The sequence below is a fragment of the Bacillus sp. FSL K6-4563 genome, from assembly GCF_038630405.1.
Lineage (GTDB): Bacteria > Bacillota > Bacilli > Bacillales > Bacillaceae > Bacillus > Bacillus pumilus.
Map to the genome: position 1 here is coordinate 3,094,817 of NZ_CP152030.1, position 20,437 is coordinate 3,115,253.

Consider the following 20,437-nt stretch of genomic DNA (forward strand, 5'->3'; position numbering starts at 1 on the left):
GTTTTCTTTATGACTCCAAAGATTTCTTTTGTTTCAATAATGCTTGAAATGTCTCCTCCAGCTCCTGAGACGGCTCAATACTTAACCGGCTGAGCACTTCAGACAGCTGTAAATCAATTAACAGAAGCTCCTCTTCTCTTTGGGTAACAGCTGGTTTGTCGCCTTTTTGTTTATACGCTTCATATGTTCCACAAAAAGCTTCAATACGCTTTTCATGAACATGGAAAATGCGAGTCGCCACATTCTCAATCAGTCTGCGATCATGGGAAACGAACACAACCGTACCCGGGTAATCCTTCAATAGACCTTCAAGCGCTTCAACTGCCGCCAGATCTAGAAAGTTCGTCGGTTCATCCAGCATGAGAACATTGGCATCGCTGACAAGCAAAGACGCCAGCATGGTCTTCACCCTTTCTCCTCCGCTTAACACCCCGACAGGTTTATACACGTCATCCCCTCGAAACCCAAGTCTCGCTAAAACCGTTCGTACCACTGTCTCATCTTGAACTGCCTCTTTCAGCGCATTTTGTAAAATCGATTCATCTACCTTTAATCCTGAAAGATCTTGACGAAAATAGCCGAGCTTGACAGCTTCTGAGCGAGAAACTCCGGGATGTCCATTTACCAGCATTCGGAGAAATGTCGTTTTCCCGCTCCCATTCTTGCCAATGATGGCGACCTTGTCCCCGCCTCTCACTTCCACATTCGCCTGTTTCCAAAGCAATTGATCGCCCGCCTTGCCATCTACATTTTTCACTCGCAAAATGGTACGGCTCGCTACTTCCTTCATTGTATGCTGCGTCATTTGAATGGGCTGAATGTCTTTTACTTTCTCAACCTTTTCTAATTTCTCCATCCTTGTTTCAATCGATTTGGCTGTTTTTTGCAGCTTTTTTTGCTTATTTGCATAGTAGGGCTTTGCAATTTTTGGCCCTGAGGATTTCAGCTTTTGGGATGGCTTTGTAGCTTTGTCGGCTTTTTTCTTTTTCTTTTCTAGCGCATGCTCTAACTGTTTTTTCTTTTGGGTATAAGCTTCGTACGCTTCCACCTGCTGACGATGCGCCAGCTCTTTTTGATGTGCAAATTGCGTGTAGTTGCCTTTGTATTGATTGAGCCGTCCATGATCCAGCTCCCAAATCTCCATACATACCGCATCTAAAAAAGCACGATCATGTGAAACGACAATGAGGGCTCCTTGATAATTGTGCAGCTTCTCTTCCAGCCACTCAATGTGCTCTGTATCTAAATGAGTCGTTGGTTCATCTGCTAATAAAAGGGCAGAAGGACGGTTTAACGCGCTTTCAATATAAGTCTGGGTCATCTCACCACCACTCTGTATGCCATCCGCTTGTTTTAGCTGAGGAAGCAGTGTGCAGGTCGTTGTGGCAGCAAACGTGCCACTTTCTGGTGTCTCTTGCCCCGCGAGCACATGCAATAACGTCGTTTTCCCGCTTCCATTTGCCCCGACAAGTCCAATGCGGTCACTTTGATGGATGGTAAGTTCCTCAATATCAAATAACAATCGATCTTTTCGAAACACCTTTAACTGATTGGCTTTTACTAACATCCAACCCACTCCTTTCGTATCAGGAGACATGAAAAAGCCTCCCATTCTCAGAATAGGAGGCAAAATGGTGTACAAAAATAAGCGGATCAATCCCGGATGACGTGCCGTTCCTATTTGAACACACACATCCCCCGTATCAATCTCCTCATTCTTTGATTCCCAAGCTGTACCATCCTATTCCGAAGCTAAAAAATGAAAACGCAGCAAACATGGCAAACCAATCGTTTGCTCACTGCCTTCGTTTTTTCATTTTGCTTACAGGTCATAGGATTAGTACTTCATTGCATTGGGTCACCCTTCCGTCGTTTGTTACGTTTACAATAAAAGATTGGTTATTTTTTGTCAAGCTGAAATGGCACAGGTGAGTCCATTCATTTCAGCGTAATAGAAAACCTTTGAAGTCTTGGAAGGACTGGTACCGAAGCAGAGCGAATTCCACTTTCACGCACGTCAGACACCAAATACGAGGGTTTGCCTACACGCTGACAGACTCATGATTGAGTCTGTTTCGTCTGCATCCATTGATCAATCGTCCGCAATGCTTTATCTGTTCCACCTGCTGTTTGGAAGCTTTCTTCAATTTTTTCGATTCCAGCACGGTATGTGTTACTTCCCAGAACAGATTCCACGGTTTCTCTTAGCTGCTTTGCTGTCAGCTGTTCTTTATCAAGTGCACGGGCAGCAGATAGCTCGGTCAGTCTTTGTGCGACCATCGGCTGATCTTTGTCGACAGGAATGACAACCATCGGAACGTGATAATGAATGCCTTCATTGACACTGTTCATTCCGCCATGCGTCACAAACACATCTGTCAGCTCAAGCACTTCAAGCTGCGGCACATAAGACTCGATCAGAAAATGAGAGGGTGCTTCTTTCAAAAGAGACCGATCCACTTTTTCACCTGTTGCGAGCACCACTTTTCCATCAAAGTCGGCAAAGGCATCTATACACATATTAAAAAATGCCTCTGTATCCCCAAGAACGGTGCCCATCGAAATAAAGACGACTTTATCTTGCTCAAGTGCTTCCAGCGGGAAATCATGCTGATCTGCCCTTTTTAGAAAGCTCGGTCCAATGAAAACAAATGAGTCGTTTACTGCATCGACAGACGGCTGGAAATATTCACTTGTATACACGATATTCAGTTCTCCGCGATTTTTCATGAATTGCATCAAACGTGTTGGCTGAACGCCAAAACGCTCTTGTATGTTCTCTAACAGATGATCGGCTTTCTCATCTTTTCTGTATAGCGGTGTATCAAAATGCGCCTCTTGCAGCACAAAGGATGGGTTTGAACCGATCCCTGGAATTTGTAAATAATCTCGAACAAGCTCCCCTGCCCCAAACATATCAAAATAGACAAAATCAAATGAATGCTGCTGAGAAAGTGTTTCCACCACCTCTAAAATATCAAATGATGTTTGCAGCATGGCATGAAAGAATGGCTGCATGGAATCGAGATTTCCTTCATCCACGTGTAATGTCCGAATATAGTCTGGATGTTTATGTACGTGAGCGCCTAAGCGTTTGATTCGTTCCTCATAATGTACAGTTGTGACCGCATGCACTTCATCTCCACGATCCGCCCAAGCTTTGATGATCCCTAACATAGGATTCACATGCCCTTCAGCGGGAAATGTAATCAATAAAATCTTCGCCACAAGAAATCCCTCCTCATTGTCAATTCTCTTCCATGTTAATCATATACAGCCAGCAGGCTCAACAAATACGCCTGTAAAGGGAAGAAATGAGTCTTATGGCTAGTATTTTAAGAGATGACTAGAAGAAAAAAGACAAAGCCCCAAGTTAAGTGCTTTGTCCTTTTTCTATTATTTTTTGAGCAGCATTTGTTTAAACGCAGCAGACTGTTTTTCAATTGAGATCGGATCTGCATAGATAAATTCATTGATTGAAGTTGAAGAACATTATTCAAACATTAAAATTTTGAGGTCTTTATTGTAACAGTGAACAAGCATAGCATGTAATTGTCCCCTATGATGATATACATGTGCTAATATTTCTAACAACCATTCATACCTTGTATATGTTACACCCCAATATGAAGTGGTACGAGACAGTAGTTCTGTGTCCGATAATTTCATATAATTATTTTTTAATGAATGAAAATTAGTCATTAAGCCATTTTCTATCGACTTTAAAGTTCTATATGATACATTAGCATAAAACTTTTCCATCTCTTCTTGGGTAGCCTCATTAGCAATACGCCAATCCGCTTCACAAATGATCGCAATGTGTTCCAGCAACTCTCCGATAGACTGCTTATGAGGTGTTGGTTTTTTTTGTAAATCATCTTCTTCTAATTGACTTACTATTTCTATTAATGTTTTAACAGCTACTTCAATTTGATGTAAAACACTTTCACAATTCATGAGTGCCCTCCTTATTAAAGGATTCTGCCCTTTTAGTTGAACAAGCTTTGAGAATATTGTTGATTCAATGATTTTAGACTCCAATTATAGATTAACTTTACTTAATCACTATCATAAAGAAAATTTGTCTTTTTAACAATTTTACTCCGTGCTTTTTGGTACAAAATGAACTACTTCACTTAAACGATGATAAATAGTGAGGTTCCTCTCAATTTACTCACACAATACCACTCATAAAAAATAAAAAACCCTTTATTTCAAAGGGTTTTCAGGTTCTTTCACAAATGATCAATCGGATACTATAGACGCGCTCGGAGGGATTCGAACCCCCGGCAGACGTGGTACCGGAAACCACCGCTCTATCCGACTGAGCTACGAGCGCACGATATGTTTTTGAACGTCAGCATATCAAATTATAAGGGAAATGCTGCAAGAAAGCAATAATATTCTGATGACTTCAAAGAAGCCTGCACCGAAAAGATGCAGACATATCAATTTATGCACTTTTAACAGACGCAATAATTTTTCGTTCTATGTTTTCATTTACTTCATCCACTGTTTTGACAAGACAAATGATCCCATCAATAAATGGCCAAATGAAAAATGTCAACCATCCTAGTAGAAGCATGGTCACTGCATAACCTTTTTTTTCATCAAGATAAAAACGATGAATAGCAATAGCTCCAAGGAACCACCACAAAATAAATACAACTAATTTCGACTTTTTTTTGGCTTGAAGTTCGGTTGATACAACAATACGCTGTTGATCAGTCAAACTACTTTTCTCCAAAAGATTATCCACTATTCTTCCTTCTTTCCGACTATATATAATAATAACATAGGTAATATTACCTCATAACAGAAAGTTTTACCATATTTTTTTAAAACTTTTCCATGGTTTAAGATAAATAAATTTTGGGAAAAATAACATGTGGCTGTCGAATTTTTTGATTGCGTTTTGTTTGACCTTTATTGACCAAAAATGTATCATTGAATTACATACTTACCTAAAAGGTGAAGGAGGAACATTATGAATTTAATACCTACAGTCATTGAACAAACAAATCGTGGGGAAAGAGCTTACGACATTTATTCTCGTCTTTTAAAAGACCGTATTATCATGCTTGGTTCTGCGATCGATGACAATGTTGCCAACTCCATCGTGTCCCAGCTGCTTTTCTTAGAAGCTGAAGATCCAGAAAAAGATATTTCTATCTACATTAACAGCCCTGGCGGTTCAATCACAGCTGGTATGGCCATTTACGATACGATGCAATTTATTAAACCAAAGGTATCAACCATTTGTATTGGTATGGCTGCATCTATGGGTGCGTTCCTGCTTGCTGCTGGTGAAAAAGGTAAGCGTTATGCTCTTCCAAACAGTGAAGTCATGATTCACCAACCACTAGGTGGTGCCCAAGGTCAAGCAACAGAAATTGAAATTGCGGCAAAACGAATCCTTTCTTTACGCGATAAACTGAACCAAGTACTTGCTGAACGTACTGGTCAGCCAATTGAAGTCATTGAGCGCGATACAGATCGTGACAACTTCAAAACAGCGGAAGAAGCACTTCAATACGGACTCATTGACAAAGTCTTGACCCGTAATGCAGAAGAACAAAAATAATATGACAAAACAAACCGTCTGCTCCTTGAACAGACGGTTTTTTGTGGTTGAAATACGCTTTACTTTAAGACAGCTCCGTCCATTTCTGCTGAAGAGATGGTGTTTGATAAGAAGCCATCTGCGTGATTAATTCCTCCGGTTCGCTGGAGGCATGTAACAATTGGAGGTGTGATTCATTCGAGAAACCTTCCTGTACACTAAACTTCACCATGTCAATGAGCGGATTGAAATAGTCATTCACTTGATACAAGCCGATTGGCTTTTGGTGAATGCCGATTTGTGCCCAGCATAGCACCTCAAATAATTCTTCATATGTACCAAAGCCGCCTGGCATCGCAATAAATCCATCAGCCAGCTCACTCATTTTCGCTTTTCGTTCATGCATTCCTGTTACCTCGATTAATTCTGTCAGCTCTTGATGTACAACTTCTCCTCTAAAAAGCCCCTTAGGCATAACTCCAATGACTTGCCCGCCATGTCTTAAGACCTCATCTGCAATGGCACCCATCAATCCAATTCGTGAACCGCCGTATACAAGACGGATGTCATGCTCTGCCATATAAGTCCCCAGCTCTACAGCCTTTTCTTTGTACACGTCCTTCACGCCTGGATTCGAACCAGCAAACACACAAATCGTTTTCATCAAAACAGCTCCATCTCTCTCTATGATTTCTTCACCCACTCATTCTACTATAATTGTTTTTAAAAAAACAGCCGCTTCATCTATATATAGTGTAAAATCAAAAGGTGCACACCATATAAGGAGCTGTATAAAGAGAATGCAAACAAATGAGATGGAGAAATGGATCAAGGATTTTTACAAAAAGAGAAATTGGACAGAATACGGACCGTTTATCCGGTTAGGGTTCCTGATGGAAGAAACAGGAGAACTCGCTCGCGCTGTTAGAGCCATCGAGATCGGACGTGACCGGCCTGACGAGCAAAAACAAAAATCATCTGAGTTGAAGAAAGAACTCGTTGAAGAAATGGGAGATGTGTTAGCGAATCTACTTATTTTAGCCGATCTCTATGATGTCACAGTAGAAGAGATTTTCTCCTCTCATCAACAGAAACTCACAAAGCGTTTTTCAGAACTGAAAAGCACGTGACCACATCGTCACGTGCTTTTTTCCACCTTTATAGCTGCTGTGGTGAGATATCATCTGTTCGTTCAAAGAAATGCTGTTTTCCAATATGATGGAAAAGACCTGTTCTGTGCAAAAGCTCTTTCGGCTGTGATTGAAGTCCGACAATCATCAGCTTACCATTATGATGCTTTAACCGATTGGAGATATTCATCAGCACCGCTTCTGCTGATGTGTCCATATAATTGACTTTATTCATGAGCAGAATGAGGGTTTTCGGCTTTGTCTGAACATGGTCAAGAATCGAATTTTCGAGTGAATCTGTTGTCCCGAAAAACAGCGGCCCTTCAATGGCGTACATACTGATGCCTTGCTGGTCTGTCTGTTTTTCTAAAGCAGCTGCTGTTTCCATCTGGGGAACCGCAACGTTTGGATGAATGCTGGTCGTCTGGCTCATTTTTTTGATGAAAGCGATAAAGGCTAAAATGAGACCTGCGGTGACGCCAATAATCAAATCACCGATGACCGTCAGCAGGAAGGTCACAACAAGTACAAGGGAATCCGCATTTTTCACTTTTACAATATTGATAAACTCTTTTTTCTCACTCATATTCCAAGCCACAAACATTAAAATCGGTGCCATCGCAGCAAGTGGAATCATCGACGCATATGGCGCAAAGAGCATTAAGATGAGCAGCACGACGACGCCATGCACAACACCTGAAATCGGGCTTGCTCCGCCATTTTTGATGTTTGTTGCCGTACGGGCAATCGCCCCAGTCGCCGGTATTCCTCCGAACAGCGGTGCCGCCATATTGGCGATCCCTTGTCCGACAAGCTCCTTGTTGCTATCATGCTTAGAGCCTTTCATATTATCAGCAACCATTGCGGACAAGATCGATTCTACTCCGCCTAAAAGCGCAATGACAATCGCTGGAGGGAGGAGGTAGATCATTTTTTCAATCGTTAATTCAGGAAAAGCAAAGCTTGGCAGCTGACGAGGAATTTCCCCATATGCCGAGCCGATCGTTTCAACTTGTCCTTGGAAAAAGAGAACAGCTAGAAACGTTGAAGCCAATAGACCTAATAGAGCACCAGGTATTTTGGGAATGTATTTTTGTGCCACCAATATCACAATAAGCCCAATAACAGCTGTGATGATGGCAAGACTGTTTGCGGTACCGAGATGGACCACAATTTCTCTCATATTGAGGAAAAAGCTTTCATGCTTTTCAACACCCTTTAATCCGAGGAAATTGGCAATCTGTCCTGAAAAAATAATGACAGCAATGCCAGCAGTAAAGCCGATGATAACCGGACGAGGAATAAATTTCATGAGCTTCCCTAGTTTGAATATCCCGAATAATACAAGCATACACCCTGCCATAAAACCGGCAATGAGTAAGTTTTCGATACCGTATTGGCTGACGATACCAAATAAAATCGGAACAAACGCCCCAGTCGGCCCGCCGATCTGATACTTTGAACCACCAAACAATGAAATCAAAATGCCGGCAACGATGACTGTGTATAATCCATATTCTGGTCCGACACCAGATGCAATGGCAAAAGCCATGCCTAAAGGAATTGCCACAACGCCCACGACAAGCCCAGCGATTAAATCACGTCTAAATTTTGATGAATCATATCCTTCAAATCTTCCATAAAAACGCATGGTATGTGTTGGCCTCCTTCAAGTATGTGTAGATGATTTAGGTATACTGCGCATCAATCTGATTATCTTTCACAACGACATCCAGCTTTCCCGTTGCTGGATGAATGACAAGTCCATGAACAGCCACATCACTTGGCATCAATGGATGCTCTTTAACCAATTTCACACTTTGGGACACACTCTCTTCAACCGAATCAAAGCCTGTCAGCCATCCCTTTAAATCAACTCCTGAGTTTTTCACAATGCTCAAACATTTCTCTTCAATGCCACGCGCTTTCGCCTTTTCAAGTAAAGGATCTGCCGCAAGACCTGCCATTCCGCATTCATGATGTCCTACAATGCATACCTCTTCTGCCTTTAGCTCATAGATTGCTAGCAGAATACTCCGCATCACACTGCCAAAAGGATGTGTTACGATGGCGCCCGCATTTTTAATGATCTTCGCATCACCGTTACGTAGCCCCATGGATTGCGGCAATAATTCCAAAAGACGTGTATCCATACAAGTTAATATGACGAGTTTCTTTTCAGGAAATTTCCCCGCTTTGTAAGGCTCATAATGTCTCTCTTGTACGAACTTTGAATTGTGCTGAAGAATCTGTTCTAATTTTGATCCCATCCTGCCATCTCCCATCTTTTTATAAGTCACGTAAGCTCCTGCCTGTCCTCCTTTTCTTTCGTGTGTTCTCAAGCATAAAGATGAAAAATGATAGAAAAAAAAGAAAAAAATGAGAAAACGATGAGAAGAAATGTGATCATTTTCTCTCATTTACGCTTCATCGCAAGGGGGACGCGGTCTTCCTTTCAATCTATCGTTCTCTACTCGCCAAAAGACGATGAAATGGTTTAGTAGAAAACGACCTTCCCGTTTAATATGTTTCAAATATAATCATTTTTCTATCAAAAAATCTCGATCTATTTTCCAGTTTGTCAGATAATCTCTCAGAAAAACCGGCTTTTTCATATATCACAACTCCCATTAGCTGATTTTCATCTAAGTAAAAAATGAATCAGATGGCATATGAATACCCTTTTTCACTAAGAAAATGTCTCTCTTTTCCGTTATTTTAGTATATTAAATATTGAGCAGATAACCTTCAAACGTGTTCAGCCGAAATGGTTGCTTTATAATAAAAGGAGCAAGATGATCATGTGAAAGGAGCGAGTTGACAATGAAACCACACATTTTTGTCGCCAAACCATTACCTGCTTCATTTGAGGAAATACTAAAGGAACATTGTACATACGAGGTTTGGCAATCCAAGGACCCCATTCCAAAAGATATTTTGTTTCAAAAATTGCAGCATGCTGATGGTCTTTTAACGTCTGGAACGAAAATCGATCAAGAGCTATTAGATCACGCACCAAAACTCAAAGTAGTGAGCAACAACTCTGTCGGCTATGACAATTTCGATATAGAATTGATGAGGCAAAGAGGCGTAATTGGTACACACACGCCTCATACACTCGACCACACTGTGGCTGACCTTGCATTTTCACTCATTCTTTCCTCTGCGCGAAGAATTGCCGAGCTTGATCGTTTTATCCGTGAGGGGAAATGGACGAAATTTGTACAGGAAGAGGATATCTTTGGCATCGATGTCCATCATCAAACGCTTGGCATTATTGGCATGGGACGAATCGGAGAGCAAGTCGCCAAACGAGCTGCACATGGTTTTGATATGAATGTTCTGTATCATAACCGCAGCCGGAATGAAAAGGCTGAATCAGCATATGGCGCTTTATATTGCACACTTGATGACCTGCTAAAGCAAGCTGATATCATTGTGTTGATTACACCGCTGACCGATGAAACGTATCATATGATTGGCGAACGAGAATTGAAGTTAATGAAGCAAACGGCTTTATTTGTAAACATCTCCCGCGGGAAAACAGTGGACGAAAAAAGCCTCATTCAAGCGCTTCAAGAGGGATGGATCAAAGGCGCAGGTCTTGATGTGTTTGAACAGGAACCGCTTCAGGAGAATCATCCTTTCAAAGAAATGAACAATGTCACCCTTGTTCCCCACATCGGTTCCGCTACTGAAACAACACGGGATCTTATGCTGAAACGAGCCATTCATAATGTGATTCATGGAATTGATGACAAAGCCCCTGTAGATATTGTGAAGGAGCTTGCTTCATCTTAATCGGAAAAGACGCAGGATTCAGAGCTGCGTCTTTTTATTTATTTCAATAGAAGGATATCAGGAAAAAAGCCTCATTTTAGCAAAGATCCTGTTTCTTTACATTTCCTTCATATTCGGGTGCTATAATATGAGGTAGACAAGCATCAAGAGGACAGCTTCCGATTTCCTTAATAGGAGGATGAAGATGAAAAAAATCAGTTCGGTTTTTACTATGTTTGCTCTGATCGCTGCTATTCTGTTTTCTGGTTTTATTCCGCAGCAAGCCTATGCCGAAACACCACTTACACCGACCGCCACAAATGAAACACCTTCTGTTCAACTGACATCAGATGTTCATACCCTTGCCGTCATTAATACGTTTGATGGTGTAGCGGATTATTTGATTCGCTACAAACGACTGCCTGATAACTACATCACAAAATCACAAGCAAGTGCTCTTGGATGGGTGGCATCAAAGGGAAATCTAGCAGAGGTTGCACCAGGCAAAAGCATCGGTGGAGATGTTTTCTCTAACCGGGAGGGACGTCTTCCTTCAGCAAGCGGCCGCACATGGCGTGAGGCAGATATCAACTACGTCTCAGGCTTCCGCAATGCTGATCGCCTCGTGTATTCAAGTGACTGGCTCATTTACAAAACAACAGACCATTACGCTACATTCACACGTATTCGATAATCAATCAAAAAACAGCCCCATTTGACGCAGGGCTGTTTTTTTGATGCTACTTATGGCAGCAGGATTTTGACGTATTCCTCAAAAGGCAGAGGCAGCGGTTTTTTCGACACTTCTTCATGTTCATGTATGGTGACATGATCCTCGGTGACGATTACACGTCCTGTCGGTGTGAGCTTTGATGCAAGCGGTCTTTTGTTAAAAGGAGAGGCTTCATTTTCATAAATCTGCTTTCTCATTTGGACCAATGTAGGCTCACTCACCTCTTCCAATGTAAATGCATAGCCTGTCTCAGCGCCTTCTCCTCTATCTAATTGGACAAGGTGCGTACCTTTTTCGGTTTTCTCTTCTTTGACTCGAAACCGAATAGACGCTCCTTCCACCCATTCTTCAGTAAAGGGTACAGGCTGGAGAGGTAAATTCACACCAAAACCCGCATCAATAAGGAAGCGTTCGTTGTGATGATTCAACGTCATGGCTACGTGCGTGCCATCGATTGCCCATGTGCCCGCTTCCTTGTTATACACGGTCCCTTGAACGAGCTGTACAGCGAGTCCTGCCTCTTTTAACACATAATATAAAAGAGGATTGAGATCGTAACAAAGACCTCCTCTGCCTCCTTCAAGAAGATGCTGCTTCAATCCTTCTTGATTCAAGGCATAGGATTGTTTGTTCAGCACAGATCTATTTTCAAATGGAAAGGTGTAGGCCATCTTTTTTAATAATGCAGGCAGGTCATCAAAGGTGATAGACTGTCCTTCGTATCCGATCTTCTGTAAAAATGCTGATTGCATCATGTTCATTCCCTTCTAAAAAAACTGAGTCTGTGAAGAGACTCAGTTTTCTTGATTGATAAAATCAGTTAACGCATCAATGGCTTCTTGTTCATCCGCACCATCTGCTATCAGTTTGACAGTGATCCCAGAGCTGATCGCAAGGCTCATGAGACCCATAATGCTCTTCGCATTGACTCTTTTTCCGTCCTTCTCTAGAAAAATTTCAGCCCCAAAGCGATTCGCTTCCTGTACGAACAAAGCAGCGGGACGTGCCTGCAAGCCTGTTTTCAACTGGATGGTGACCGTTTTTTCCACCATATGATCTGCCTCCCTTTTTCATTCTCCTATTTAAGTGTAACAGCTTGTCCGTTTCGTAATTGTTCTGCAATTTGATCTAGCTTTCTTAAGCGGTGATTAATGCCTGATTTGCTGATCTTGCCGCTTTCCACCATTTCTCCCAATTCCTTTAGCGTGACCTCTTGATAGTCGACTCGCAGCTTTGCAATTTCTCGCAGCTTATCTGGCAGGGCATCAAGTCCAATTTTTTCATCAATGAATTGAATGTTCTCGACCTGGCGCAGGGATGCACCAATCGTTTTATTCAAGTTTGCTGTTTCACAATTGACGAGCCGGTTCACGGAATTCCGCATATCACGGACGATCCGAACGTCTTCGAAGCGAAGAAGTGAATTATGCGCACCTACAACACTTAAGAATTCAGTAATTTTTTCGGCTTCTTTCATATATGTGATGTAGCCTTTTTTACGCTCAAGTGTTTTACTGTTGAGATGAAATTGGTTCATGAGCTCACAAAGGGCATCATTGTGTTCTTTATATAGGGAAAAAATCTCAAGGTGATAGGAAGACGTTTCTGGATTATTCACAGAACCGCCTGCTAAAAAAGCACCTCTCATATAGGAGCGCTTACAACATCTTTTCTTTACAAGCTCTTCTGAAATATTACGCTCAAATACAAATTGCTCACCTAATATTTTCAAATCCTCTAAAATGGTTTTCGCTCGTTCTACCAGTCTGACAATATACACATTATTCTTTTTTAATCTCATTTTCTTACGAACGAGCAGCTCGACTGTGACATCATATTTCTTTTTTAGCAGCGTATAAATCCGTCTTGCGATAGCTGCGTTCTCTGTTTGTATATCTAGAATTAATTTTCGATTAGAGAAAGATAATGAACCGTTCATACGGATGAGGGCAGAAAGCTCTGCTTTTGTGCAGCAGTCCTTCACGTCCAGATTAGTCAGCTCTTTTTTTGTTTCGGATGCAAATGACATCCTTGCCACCCCCATTCCTATTTTTTCTTATGCAGCAGGTCGACAAGCAGCGCGGCTACTTTCAGCGTGTCGTGACGAATCACATGCTGGTCGTATGTAATGATTTCCCCAGGGATGACTTCCAGTCCCATTGCCTTGAGTACATCTGTGTCGAACTGTACAGGCTGTGCCTGTTCTTCTGCATATTTTGCTTTGATCTCTTCTGGAATTTCTTTATTGTTTACAAAAATGGTATCAATAAATGGACGAACCATATGATCGTTTAATGCCTGCACATGATCAGCTGCACTGTAGGAAAGCGTTTCCCCTGGCTGCGTCATGACATTGCAAATATACACTTTTTTCGCCTTAGAACGAATCACTTCTTCGCCAATATGCGGTACAAGCAAGTTTGGCAAGATACTTGTATACAAGCTGCCAGGTCCAATGACGATCAAATCGGCTTCACGAATGACTTGAATCGATTCTGGGAGCGGCTCAATCGTATCAGGTGTGAGGAACACTCGTTTAATTCGCTCACCGTATGTTGGGATTTTTGATTCTCCTGTTACCACTTGCCCATTTTCTAATTCAGCATGAAGAACAACACTTGAATTCGCTGCTGGCAAGACTTTTCCTCTCACATTTAAGACCTTGCTCATTTCTGTGACGGCATGAAAAAAATCACCGGTTATATTTGTCATGGCCGCAAGAATGAGGTTGCCAAGAGAGTGGCCTGTTAAGTCATTCCCTTTGTTAAAACGGTGCTGAAATAAGTCTTCTACAAGCGGTTCAACATCAGAGAGAGCTGCAAGGACATTTCGAATATCGCCTGGGGGCGGAATATTCAAATCATGCCGCAGTCTGCCTGAGCTGCCTCCGTCATCAGCAACCGTTACAATAGCGGTAATGTCCACTGGCTTTGTTTTTAGCCCTCTGAGCAAAACAGATAAGCCAGTGCCCCCGCCAAGAATGACCACCTTTGGAAGTGTCGTCATCTATTTTCTGCTTCTCTTTTCTATGTCCCGGTGAGTGACATGAGTGTAGTAGTCATTTTTAAAATACTCCGATAAGTAGTTCGCTAGCGTCACTGATCGGTGCTGCCCGCCTGTACAGCCAATAGCGATCACAAGCTGGCTTTTTCCTTCTCGTTTATAGGACGGAAGCATAAAGCTGAGAAGGTCAATTAATTTCTCTGTGAATTTTTGTGTCTCGCTCCATTTCATTACATAGGAGCGCACTTCTTCATCATTTCCAGTCTGTGGACGCATGCTCTCAATATAGTAAGGATTCGGCAGAAATCTCACATCAAATACAAGATCAGCATCAATCGGCAGACCGTATTTAAAACCGAAGGACATCACATTCACTGTAAACACCTGCCCTTGGGTCGTGGCAAAGTGCGCGACAATTTTTTCTCGAAGCTGTTTTGGTTTTAAATCCGATGTATCAAAAATCATTTGAGCCCGACCTTTTAACTCTTCTAACAGATCGCGTTCCATTGCGATTCCTTCGAGCGGCAAACCTGTAGTCGCAAGAGGATGCGAACGTCTCGTTTCTTTGTATCTTGAGACAAGCACCTTATCGTTTGCATCTAGAAATAATATTCTTGGTGTGATCCAGCCAAGATCACTCATTTCATCTAAGGCTGCAATCAAGCTGTCAAAGAATTCTCGTCCGCGCAAATCCATCACAAGGGCAACCTTACTCATCTTCGAATTCGATTCCTTCATGAGTTCTAGGAACTTTGGTAAAAGTGATGGCGGCAAGTTATCTACACAGAAGTAACCTAAATCTTCAAAGCTTTGAATGGCAACGGTTTTCCCCGCACCTGACATTCCTGTAATAATCACAAGCTGAATATCTTCTTGTTTGTGCGTATTCATGCCTGCTTCCTCTCCTTCTTTATAAAAACGGTTCATGTATTAGTCTCCTTGAGGATCTAACCGATAAGCAATCAATTCAAAATCAGGTGTATACGTAAAAGTACCGTGAAGAAGTCCTTTTCCCTTTAGCATGAAATCAAGAATATGGGAATCCCCTGGTGCCATTGGTAAATGCGGCACATCCTTTACTTCATGCCACTTTAAAATGCCTTCCTCTGACTCTGTCACGTTTTTTCCAGTAAATGAATCTGCCATAAAGGTGAACATCATCCACTCTTGAACGATTTGATCGCCTTCTTTTATGATAAAGGTAAAAACACCTTTTAACTGTGGATTTAAAATATAAATTCCTGTTTCTTCTCTATACTCTCGAACGACTGAATCCTTGACCGATTCTCCGCTTTCCATTTTTCCGCCCGGCGCTACCCACCAGCCTCGTCTTGGCTTTTGCAGCAAGAGAACTTGATCTTCGTGATGCAGCACACAATTGGTTACTCGTTGCATCAGCTGTCACCTACTCTTTTATGTCTTTAACTTATTATACAGGTTCATCCTGACGTCCACAATGAACATGCCCCTTCTTCACCGAAAACAGACCGAATTTCGTCTGAAAGGAGTCGCGGGCAATTTCTCTACTCTTTATTTTACAGCAACCAATGGTTCTCCATGCGTCATTTGTGAACATCTCATGAATTTCTGATTTTAAGCAAAAAAAAGGACACGGATTCTCATCCGTGCCAAACATGTATTCCTTATAAAAGGGGGTCAATTACTAGTTTTATCATAACGGAAAATTGTTTCACCCGTGTTACATTCCAGTTAAAAGCCCATGACGCTATATTAAGGATTTACGACAGCCTTTTATTTCGTTGCTTTGAGTTTTTCAGCAAGCTCTTCTACATAATGCTGTGCGCTTTGTGCGGCAATACTTCCGTCACCTGTTGCTGTCACAATTTGACGGAGTGTTTTTTCACGAATGTCACCAGCGGCGAAAATGCCTTCCACTCTCGTTTCCATTCTTTCGTTTGTTTCGATGTAGCCTTCTTTATTTGTAATGCCGAGATTTTCAAATGGTTTAGACAGTGGCAGCATTCCGATATAGATAAAGGCGCCATCTGTTTTAAAGTCTTCTTCTTCACCAGTCACCGTATCAATCAAAGTCACACTGCCGACTTTACCGTTTTCTTCATTAATTTGTTTAACGGTTTTGTTCCACATGAAGTCGATTTTTTCATTATCAAAAGCACGTGCTTGTAAAATGCTTTGGGCACGAAGCTTGTCGCGTCTATGAACGATCGTTACTTTTGACGCAAAGCGTGTCAGGTACACACCCTCTTCTACCGCAGAGTCTCCTCCACCAATGACGACGAGCTCTTTGTTTTTAAAGAAAGCACCGTCACATACTGCACAGTAAGAGACGCCTCGACCGCCAAGTTCTTTTTCACCTGGTGCACCGATTTTTTTGTATTCCGCACCTGCTGCAATAATGACAGAGCGTCCTTTGTATTCTTTTGAACCGGCTTTGACGATTTTGTACTCTTCACCGTCTACGATTTCTTTGATATCGCCATATGCATACTCAGCACCGAATTTCTTCGCATGGTCAAACATTTTATTTGAAAGTTCTGGCCCTAAAATGCTTTCAAAGCCAGGATAGTTCTCGACATCTTCCGTATTAGCCATTTGACCGCCTGGAATCCCTCTTTCAATCATCAATGTTGAAAGATTTCCACGAGATGTATAAACAGCGGCTGTCATTCCGGCAGGTCCCGCTCCAATGATGATCGTATCGTAGATTTTTTCTTCTGACACAACTGTCACTCCCTCTTCAATTGCTGCTAGCATTTCTTATTAGAATGCCCTTGGGTGATGCTTCCATTCATGACAGAAAGCATCCATTCCACTCTTATTTTTATTCCTTACCCATATCCTATTAAATCTGCGGATAATAAGCGAATCATTTGCTCATATGTTCAAAAAAAGAAAAAGCTTCCTTAAACTGCTGTTTAAGGAAGCCTGTTTACGGTTATATAGTAAGTAATGATTTATTCAACGACTCTTCTTACAACGCCATTGAATGCTTTTTTCCAGTAAACATTGCTCATAGAGTCAACTGAAACACCGCGAGAGCTGTTATCGTTCAAGAATGTACCGTTTCCTAAGTAAATACCAACGTGTCCATTTACTTTATACGTATCAAAGAACACAAGGTCTCCGCGTTTCATGTCAGATGCACTTACAGCTCTTCCTTTACCTACAAGCGTATCTGTTGTTGTACCGCCAACTGGTCCAAGGTTGATGCCTGCTGATGCAAATGCCCAGCGAACGAATGAAGAACAGTCAAAACGACGTGCGTCAATATCAGCTTGTGATCTGCCACCAGCCCATTTATATGGAGATTGTCCAACAATGGAAGAACCTGTGCTGATTGCACCTTCGATTCCGCCTACGTTACTGCTGACAGGTGATCCACCGCCAGTAGATGGCTTCTTGCTTGGTGAACTGCTGTTGTTATTATCGTTGTTGTTTGAAGATCCACTGTTACTGTTATTTGAAGACGAGCTGCTGTCGTTCGTTGAGCTGTTGTCTTCTGCTTGAACACTAGCTTGACGCTGCTGTTGTCTTTGTACTTTTTCTTCTTTTGCTTTTTGAGCTGCTTCTCTTGCTTCTTTTTCAGCTTGTTTTTGAGCAGTGATTGTTGCGTCTTTTTCAGATGCAATGCTGTTAGCCTCACTGTTTAACTCGCTAATTTGAGAAGAAGCACTTCCTTTTTGCTTTTTCACTTGCTTGAATAGCTTGTCTTTTTCATCAAGCTGTTTATTCAAGTCTGTTTGAAGTGTTTCAAGCTTTGTAAGTGTCTTTTGAACATCTTCAAGCTTTGTGTTTAATTCGTTTTCAGACTTTTGGAGCTCAGCTTTGTCTTTTTCTTGCTCTTTAATGATTTCGCTGTCTGCGTTGATGAGTGTAGATACTGCACCTGCACGGCTGATGAAATCGCTAAAGCTTTTCGCTCCTAGTAATACATCTATGTATTTCGTAGAACCGCCGCTTTCTTGAAGCGCACGTACACGCTTTTTCAAGAATTTGTTTCGATCTTCAATACGTTTTTCAGTATCAGCAATGTCTTTTTTCAGTGCATTGATTTCTTTTTTCGTTTGTTCATTTTCTTTTTGTTTTTCTTCGATTTGATCACTTGTTTTTAAAGCTTTCTCGTCAATTTCTTTTAGCTTTAGTGCAAGTGCCTCTTGTTTTGCTTCAAGCTTTGAAAGCTCATCTTTTTTCTTTTGAAGGTTTTTGTTGACCTCAGATTGCTTGCTGTCCAGCTCTTGTTTCTTTTGTTCAAAGTTCTGTGCGTTTGCTTCATGAGTAAATGGGATAAATAAACTGCTCGCTCCGATGACCGAAGCTAAACCGAAAGTAATAAACTTTTTCACGAATAGTTCCTCCTTTGACAATTTCCAAGCGACATGAGAAAGCAGCAAATTCTCTGCGACCAATCTGTGCTATCTATGTCTTTCTTCCTGATTGATCAGTCAGATGTTGACCAGATTGTTTCTATCACTAGGTGTTTCATTATGTATAGTAAAATATCTAAATATATGTCTTTGTTTTAATCCACGATTTTCATTATACATGAGACATCGACAAAATGAGCTAATATTTTTATTACATTTATGTTTCAAAAACATGTCGTGATTGTCATACTTCGCCAAATCCTTGCAAATCCCACCTTTTTATCCAAGAAAAAAGCATGACCTTTTCGGCCATGCTGCAATCTTCTAAATCTATTTACCTATTTAATCAATTAATGTACAAATGACTTGTTCATATTTAGACAGTGTTTGAACACTGATTTGAAAAGAGGCTGCAATCTCTTTTTTGCTCATAGATTCTTCTTGCTCCTGCATCCATAAATAATAGGATGCTGCTGCCCATGCAGGCGCATTTTTCTTATCTACGCCAGAAGCACGTGCCTGCTGAATAATATGGAATAACCAAAAATAAGGCATATGGCTGTCAGGCTGAACAGCTTCTTCCAAGCTGGATGCCGCCTGTTTTGCGAAAACCGCATCTTCTGAAAAAGACCGTTCTTCCATTTCATCTTCGTATAAGAGCAGTTCAATGAATTGCTGTTCAAAAGCTGTTTTCGCTGCGCGTGCATCAAGGACAGATTGAAGAACGTCACGTTCTCCTTTTTGTTTGCTTACATAGTACGCCGTCAGCCGCTCCTCAATGGAGACCATTGGCTCAGTCTCCTCAGGTTTATCCTGCCATGGCTTGATTTCATCTGCATCGATATCTTCTTCGACCATCTTATCCCAAACCGTCTGTGCAAGCGTTTTGTGACCTGTATAATAAGCTGCGCTTGCGAGCCAGTATAAAAATGTACTATCTCCTTGAAAGCCTGTTTTGTACAAAGAATAAAGCCATTTAAATGCCCATTCAAATTCTCCAACTAGGGCAAATGTTGCGCCAAGCTTATAACGCTGTTCACTTAATATTGGATACACGTGCGTTAATTGCTTTGCTAACGTATTGACCTTTTCTTCTTCTTTTTCATAATGATAGAAGACTAGCTGGTTGCAAAGGGCATGCAGATTACCCGGATTTTCATGTAGAACCCGGTTCAGCATCTCTTTTGCCTGATGGATTTGACCAGAATAAAAATAGGCCAATGCGAGATTGTTATACGCTGACCAAAATTCTGGATACTCAACAATCATCTGTTCCAGCATCTCAATGGCTTCATCAAGCCTGCCGCTTTCCAGTAAGTGATTTGCTTGATCCTGCTTCACAATCAGGTCATCCTGATCGTAAGGAAAATCTTCGTTCTCTTCGTCACTCATATCGAGCAGGTCGAGAAGGTCATCATTTTCATCTGCAAATTCCCCGTTCTCTTCTAATGAAGCATAGGCAGTCGCTGACTTATATGCCTCTTGAAAGAGTCCTAGATTCGCATAATTATTGGCTTTAAAATAGTGACACTCAAACATATTTTCATCAATATGTTCAAGGATGAAATCAAGCAGTTCATTTGATTGTTGGAAATGACCCATTTCAGTATAAATAATAGCAAGCTGTGACAGCATTTCTACATTTTCAGGCTCAAGTACGATAGCCCGCTGTATGAGCTTACTCGCTTTAGATAGATTTCTTTCTCTATAAGCTTTTAGACCTTTATGAAAAAAGTAATGCCCATCTTGGAATAGCTGGACGACTTGTGTGTGATTATTTTGAGAAGTGTATTTACTCACTGATACCCTCCATTTCGAACAGTGTACCGTGTGTAGTATAACATACTTCAAGAGTCGTCACATAGAACAAAAGAAAAGGAAG

At 41.4% G+C, this 20,437-nt stretch carries 19 protein-coding genes, 1 tRNA gene and 1 pseudogene; 4 read left to right on the forward strand and 17 right to left on the reverse strand.

The features are described 5' to 3' along the window. Positions 1-7: 7 nt before the first annotated feature. The 5 genes from abc-f to MHH54_RS15840 all read right to left on the reverse strand — a co-directional run bounded on the left by abc-f (position 8) and on the right by MHH54_RS15840 (position 4,732). Positions 8-1,567, reverse strand: coding sequence for an ABC-F type ribosomal protection protein (gene abc-f / locus MHH54_RS15820; RefSeq protein ID WP_342500923.1), 1,560 nt, complete (start codon positions 1,565-1,567; stop codon positions 8-10). A gap of 491 nt (positions 1,568-2,058) precedes the next feature. After that, positions 2,059-3,228: a macrolide family glycosyltransferase gene (locus MHH54_RS15825; RefSeq protein WP_342500420.1), complete on the reverse strand. Its 1,170-nt coding sequence runs from the start codon at positions 3,226-3,228 to the stop codon at positions 2,059-2,061. A gap of 264 nt (positions 3,229-3,492) precedes the next feature. After that, on the reverse strand, positions 3,493-3,957 hold the full coding sequence (locus tag MHH54_RS15830; RefSeq protein WP_050944245.1) for a DinB family protein: 465 nt from the start codon (positions 3,955-3,957) through the stop codon (positions 3,493-3,495). A 306-nt stretch (positions 3,958-4,263) separates the two neighbouring features. Next, positions 4,264-4,339: transfer RNA gene (locus MHH54_RS15835), tRNA-Arg, on the reverse strand. 114 nt (positions 4,340-4,453) lie between these two features. Then, positions 4,454-4,732, reverse strand: coding sequence for a TM2 domain-containing protein (locus MHH54_RS15840; protein ID WP_003212776.1), 279 nt, complete (start codon positions 4,730-4,732; stop codon positions 4,454-4,456). Between the two features lie 255 nt (positions 4,733-4,987). On the opposite strand from MHH54_RS15840, the gene clpP reads away from it, so the two are divergent. Continuing rightward, a complete protein-coding gene (clpP, locus tag MHH54_RS15845; protein ID WP_003212962.1) occupies positions 4,988-5,584 on the forward strand; it encodes an ATP-dependent Clp endopeptidase proteolytic subunit ClpP in 597 nt (198 codons plus the stop codon). A 64-nt stretch (positions 5,585-5,648) separates the two neighbouring features. Here clpP and MHH54_RS15850 read toward each other — a convergent pair whose 3' ends face one another. Beyond that, positions 5,649-6,227 carry a TIGR00730 family Rossman fold protein gene (locus MHH54_RS15850; RefSeq protein ID WP_034620142.1) on the reverse strand — a complete coding sequence of 193 codons (579 nt, stop codon included), beginning with the start codon at positions 6,225-6,227 and terminating at the stop codon, positions 5,649-5,651. Between the two features lie 136 nt (positions 6,228-6,363). On the opposite strand from MHH54_RS15850, the gene MHH54_RS15855 reads away from it, so the two are divergent. Next, positions 6,364-6,693, forward strand: a complete 330-nt coding sequence (locus tag MHH54_RS15855; RefSeq protein ID WP_003213115.1) for a MazG-like family protein — start codon at positions 6,364-6,366, stop codon at positions 6,691-6,693. A 28-nt stretch (positions 6,694-6,721) separates the two neighbouring features. Here MHH54_RS15855 and MHH54_RS15860 read toward each other — a convergent pair whose 3' ends face one another. Continuing rightward, the gene (locus tag MHH54_RS15860; protein WP_310025426.1) at positions 6,722-8,344 is read right to left on the reverse strand and encodes a SulP family inorganic anion transporter; all 1,623 of its coding nucleotides are present in this window, start codon (positions 8,342-8,344) and stop codon (positions 6,722-6,724) included. A 37-nt stretch (positions 8,345-8,381) separates the two neighbouring features. Continuing rightward, the gene (locus tag MHH54_RS15865; protein ID WP_003213318.1) at positions 8,382-8,963 is read right to left on the reverse strand and encodes a carbonic anhydrase; all 582 of its coding nucleotides are present in this window, start codon (positions 8,961-8,963) and stop codon (positions 8,382-8,384) included. Between the two features lie 553 nt (positions 8,964-9,516). Between MHH54_RS15865 and MHH54_RS15870 the strand changes: the two genes are divergently transcribed. Together MHH54_RS15870 and MHH54_RS15875 are read left to right on the forward strand one after the other, a co-directional pair. Further along, positions 9,517-10,494, forward strand: a complete 978-nt coding sequence (locus MHH54_RS15870; protein ID WP_342500421.1) for a D-glycerate dehydrogenase — start codon at positions 9,517-9,519, stop codon at positions 10,492-10,494. Positions 10,495-10,828: 334 nt separating this feature from the next. After that, positions 10,829-11,167, forward strand: a pseudogene (locus MHH54_RS15875) (ribonuclease); the annotation flags it as partial. A 50-nt stretch (positions 11,168-11,217) separates the two neighbouring features. Here MHH54_RS15875 and MHH54_RS15880 read toward each other — a convergent pair. The 9 genes from MHH54_RS15880 to MHH54_RS15920 form a co-directional block, all read right to left on the reverse strand. After that, complete coding sequence (locus tag MHH54_RS15880; RefSeq protein WP_342500422.1) at positions 11,218-11,961, reverse strand: arylamine N-acetyltransferase; 744 nt, start codon at positions 11,959-11,961, stop codon at positions 11,218-11,220. Positions 11,962-12,000: 39 nt separating this feature from the next. Next, the gene (locus MHH54_RS15885) at positions 12,001-12,258 is read right to left on the reverse strand and encodes an HPr family phosphocarrier protein (RefSeq protein WP_003212821.1); all 258 of its coding nucleotides are present in this window, start codon (positions 12,256-12,258) and stop codon (positions 12,001-12,003) included. 26 nt (positions 12,259-12,284) lie between these two features. Continuing rightward, positions 12,285-13,235, reverse strand: a complete 951-nt coding sequence (whiA, locus tag MHH54_RS15890; RefSeq protein WP_003213321.1) for a DNA-binding protein WhiA — start codon at positions 13,233-13,235, stop codon at positions 12,285-12,287. 17 nt (positions 13,236-13,252) lie between these two features. Continuing rightward, the gene (locus tag MHH54_RS15895) at positions 13,253-14,212 is read right to left on the reverse strand and encodes a YvcK family protein (protein WP_012011357.1); all 960 of its coding nucleotides are present in this window, start codon (positions 14,210-14,212) and stop codon (positions 13,253-13,255) included. After that, positions 14,213-15,100 carry an RNase adapter RapZ gene (gene rapZ, locus MHH54_RS15900; protein ID WP_034620188.1) on the reverse strand — a complete coding sequence of 296 codons (888 nt, stop codon included), beginning with the start codon at positions 15,098-15,100 and terminating at the stop codon, positions 14,213-14,215. It abuts the gene before it with no gap. Between the two features lie 39 nt (positions 15,101-15,139). Next, the gene (locus MHH54_RS15905) at positions 15,140-15,604 is read right to left on the reverse strand and encodes an 8-oxo-dGTP diphosphatase (protein ID WP_003213484.1); all 465 of its coding nucleotides are present in this window, start codon (positions 15,602-15,604) and stop codon (positions 15,140-15,142) included. 357 nt (positions 15,605-15,961) lie between these two features. Beyond that, positions 15,962-16,912: a thioredoxin-disulfide reductase gene (trxB, locus tag MHH54_RS15910; protein WP_034620189.1), complete on the reverse strand. Its 951-nt coding sequence runs from the start codon at positions 16,910-16,912 to the stop codon at positions 15,962-15,964. A 233-nt stretch (positions 16,913-17,145) separates the two neighbouring features. Continuing rightward, positions 17,146-18,534, reverse strand: a complete 1,389-nt coding sequence (locus tag MHH54_RS15915) for a C40 family peptidase (RefSeq protein ID WP_106029364.1) — start codon at positions 18,532-18,534, stop codon at positions 17,146-17,148. A 363-nt stretch (positions 18,535-18,897) separates the two neighbouring features. Then, complete coding sequence (locus MHH54_RS15920) at positions 18,898-20,355, reverse strand: tetratricopeptide repeat protein (RefSeq protein ID WP_003213004.1); 1,458 nt, start codon at positions 20,353-20,355, stop codon at positions 18,898-18,900. Positions 20,356-20,437: the final 82 nt, after the last annotated feature.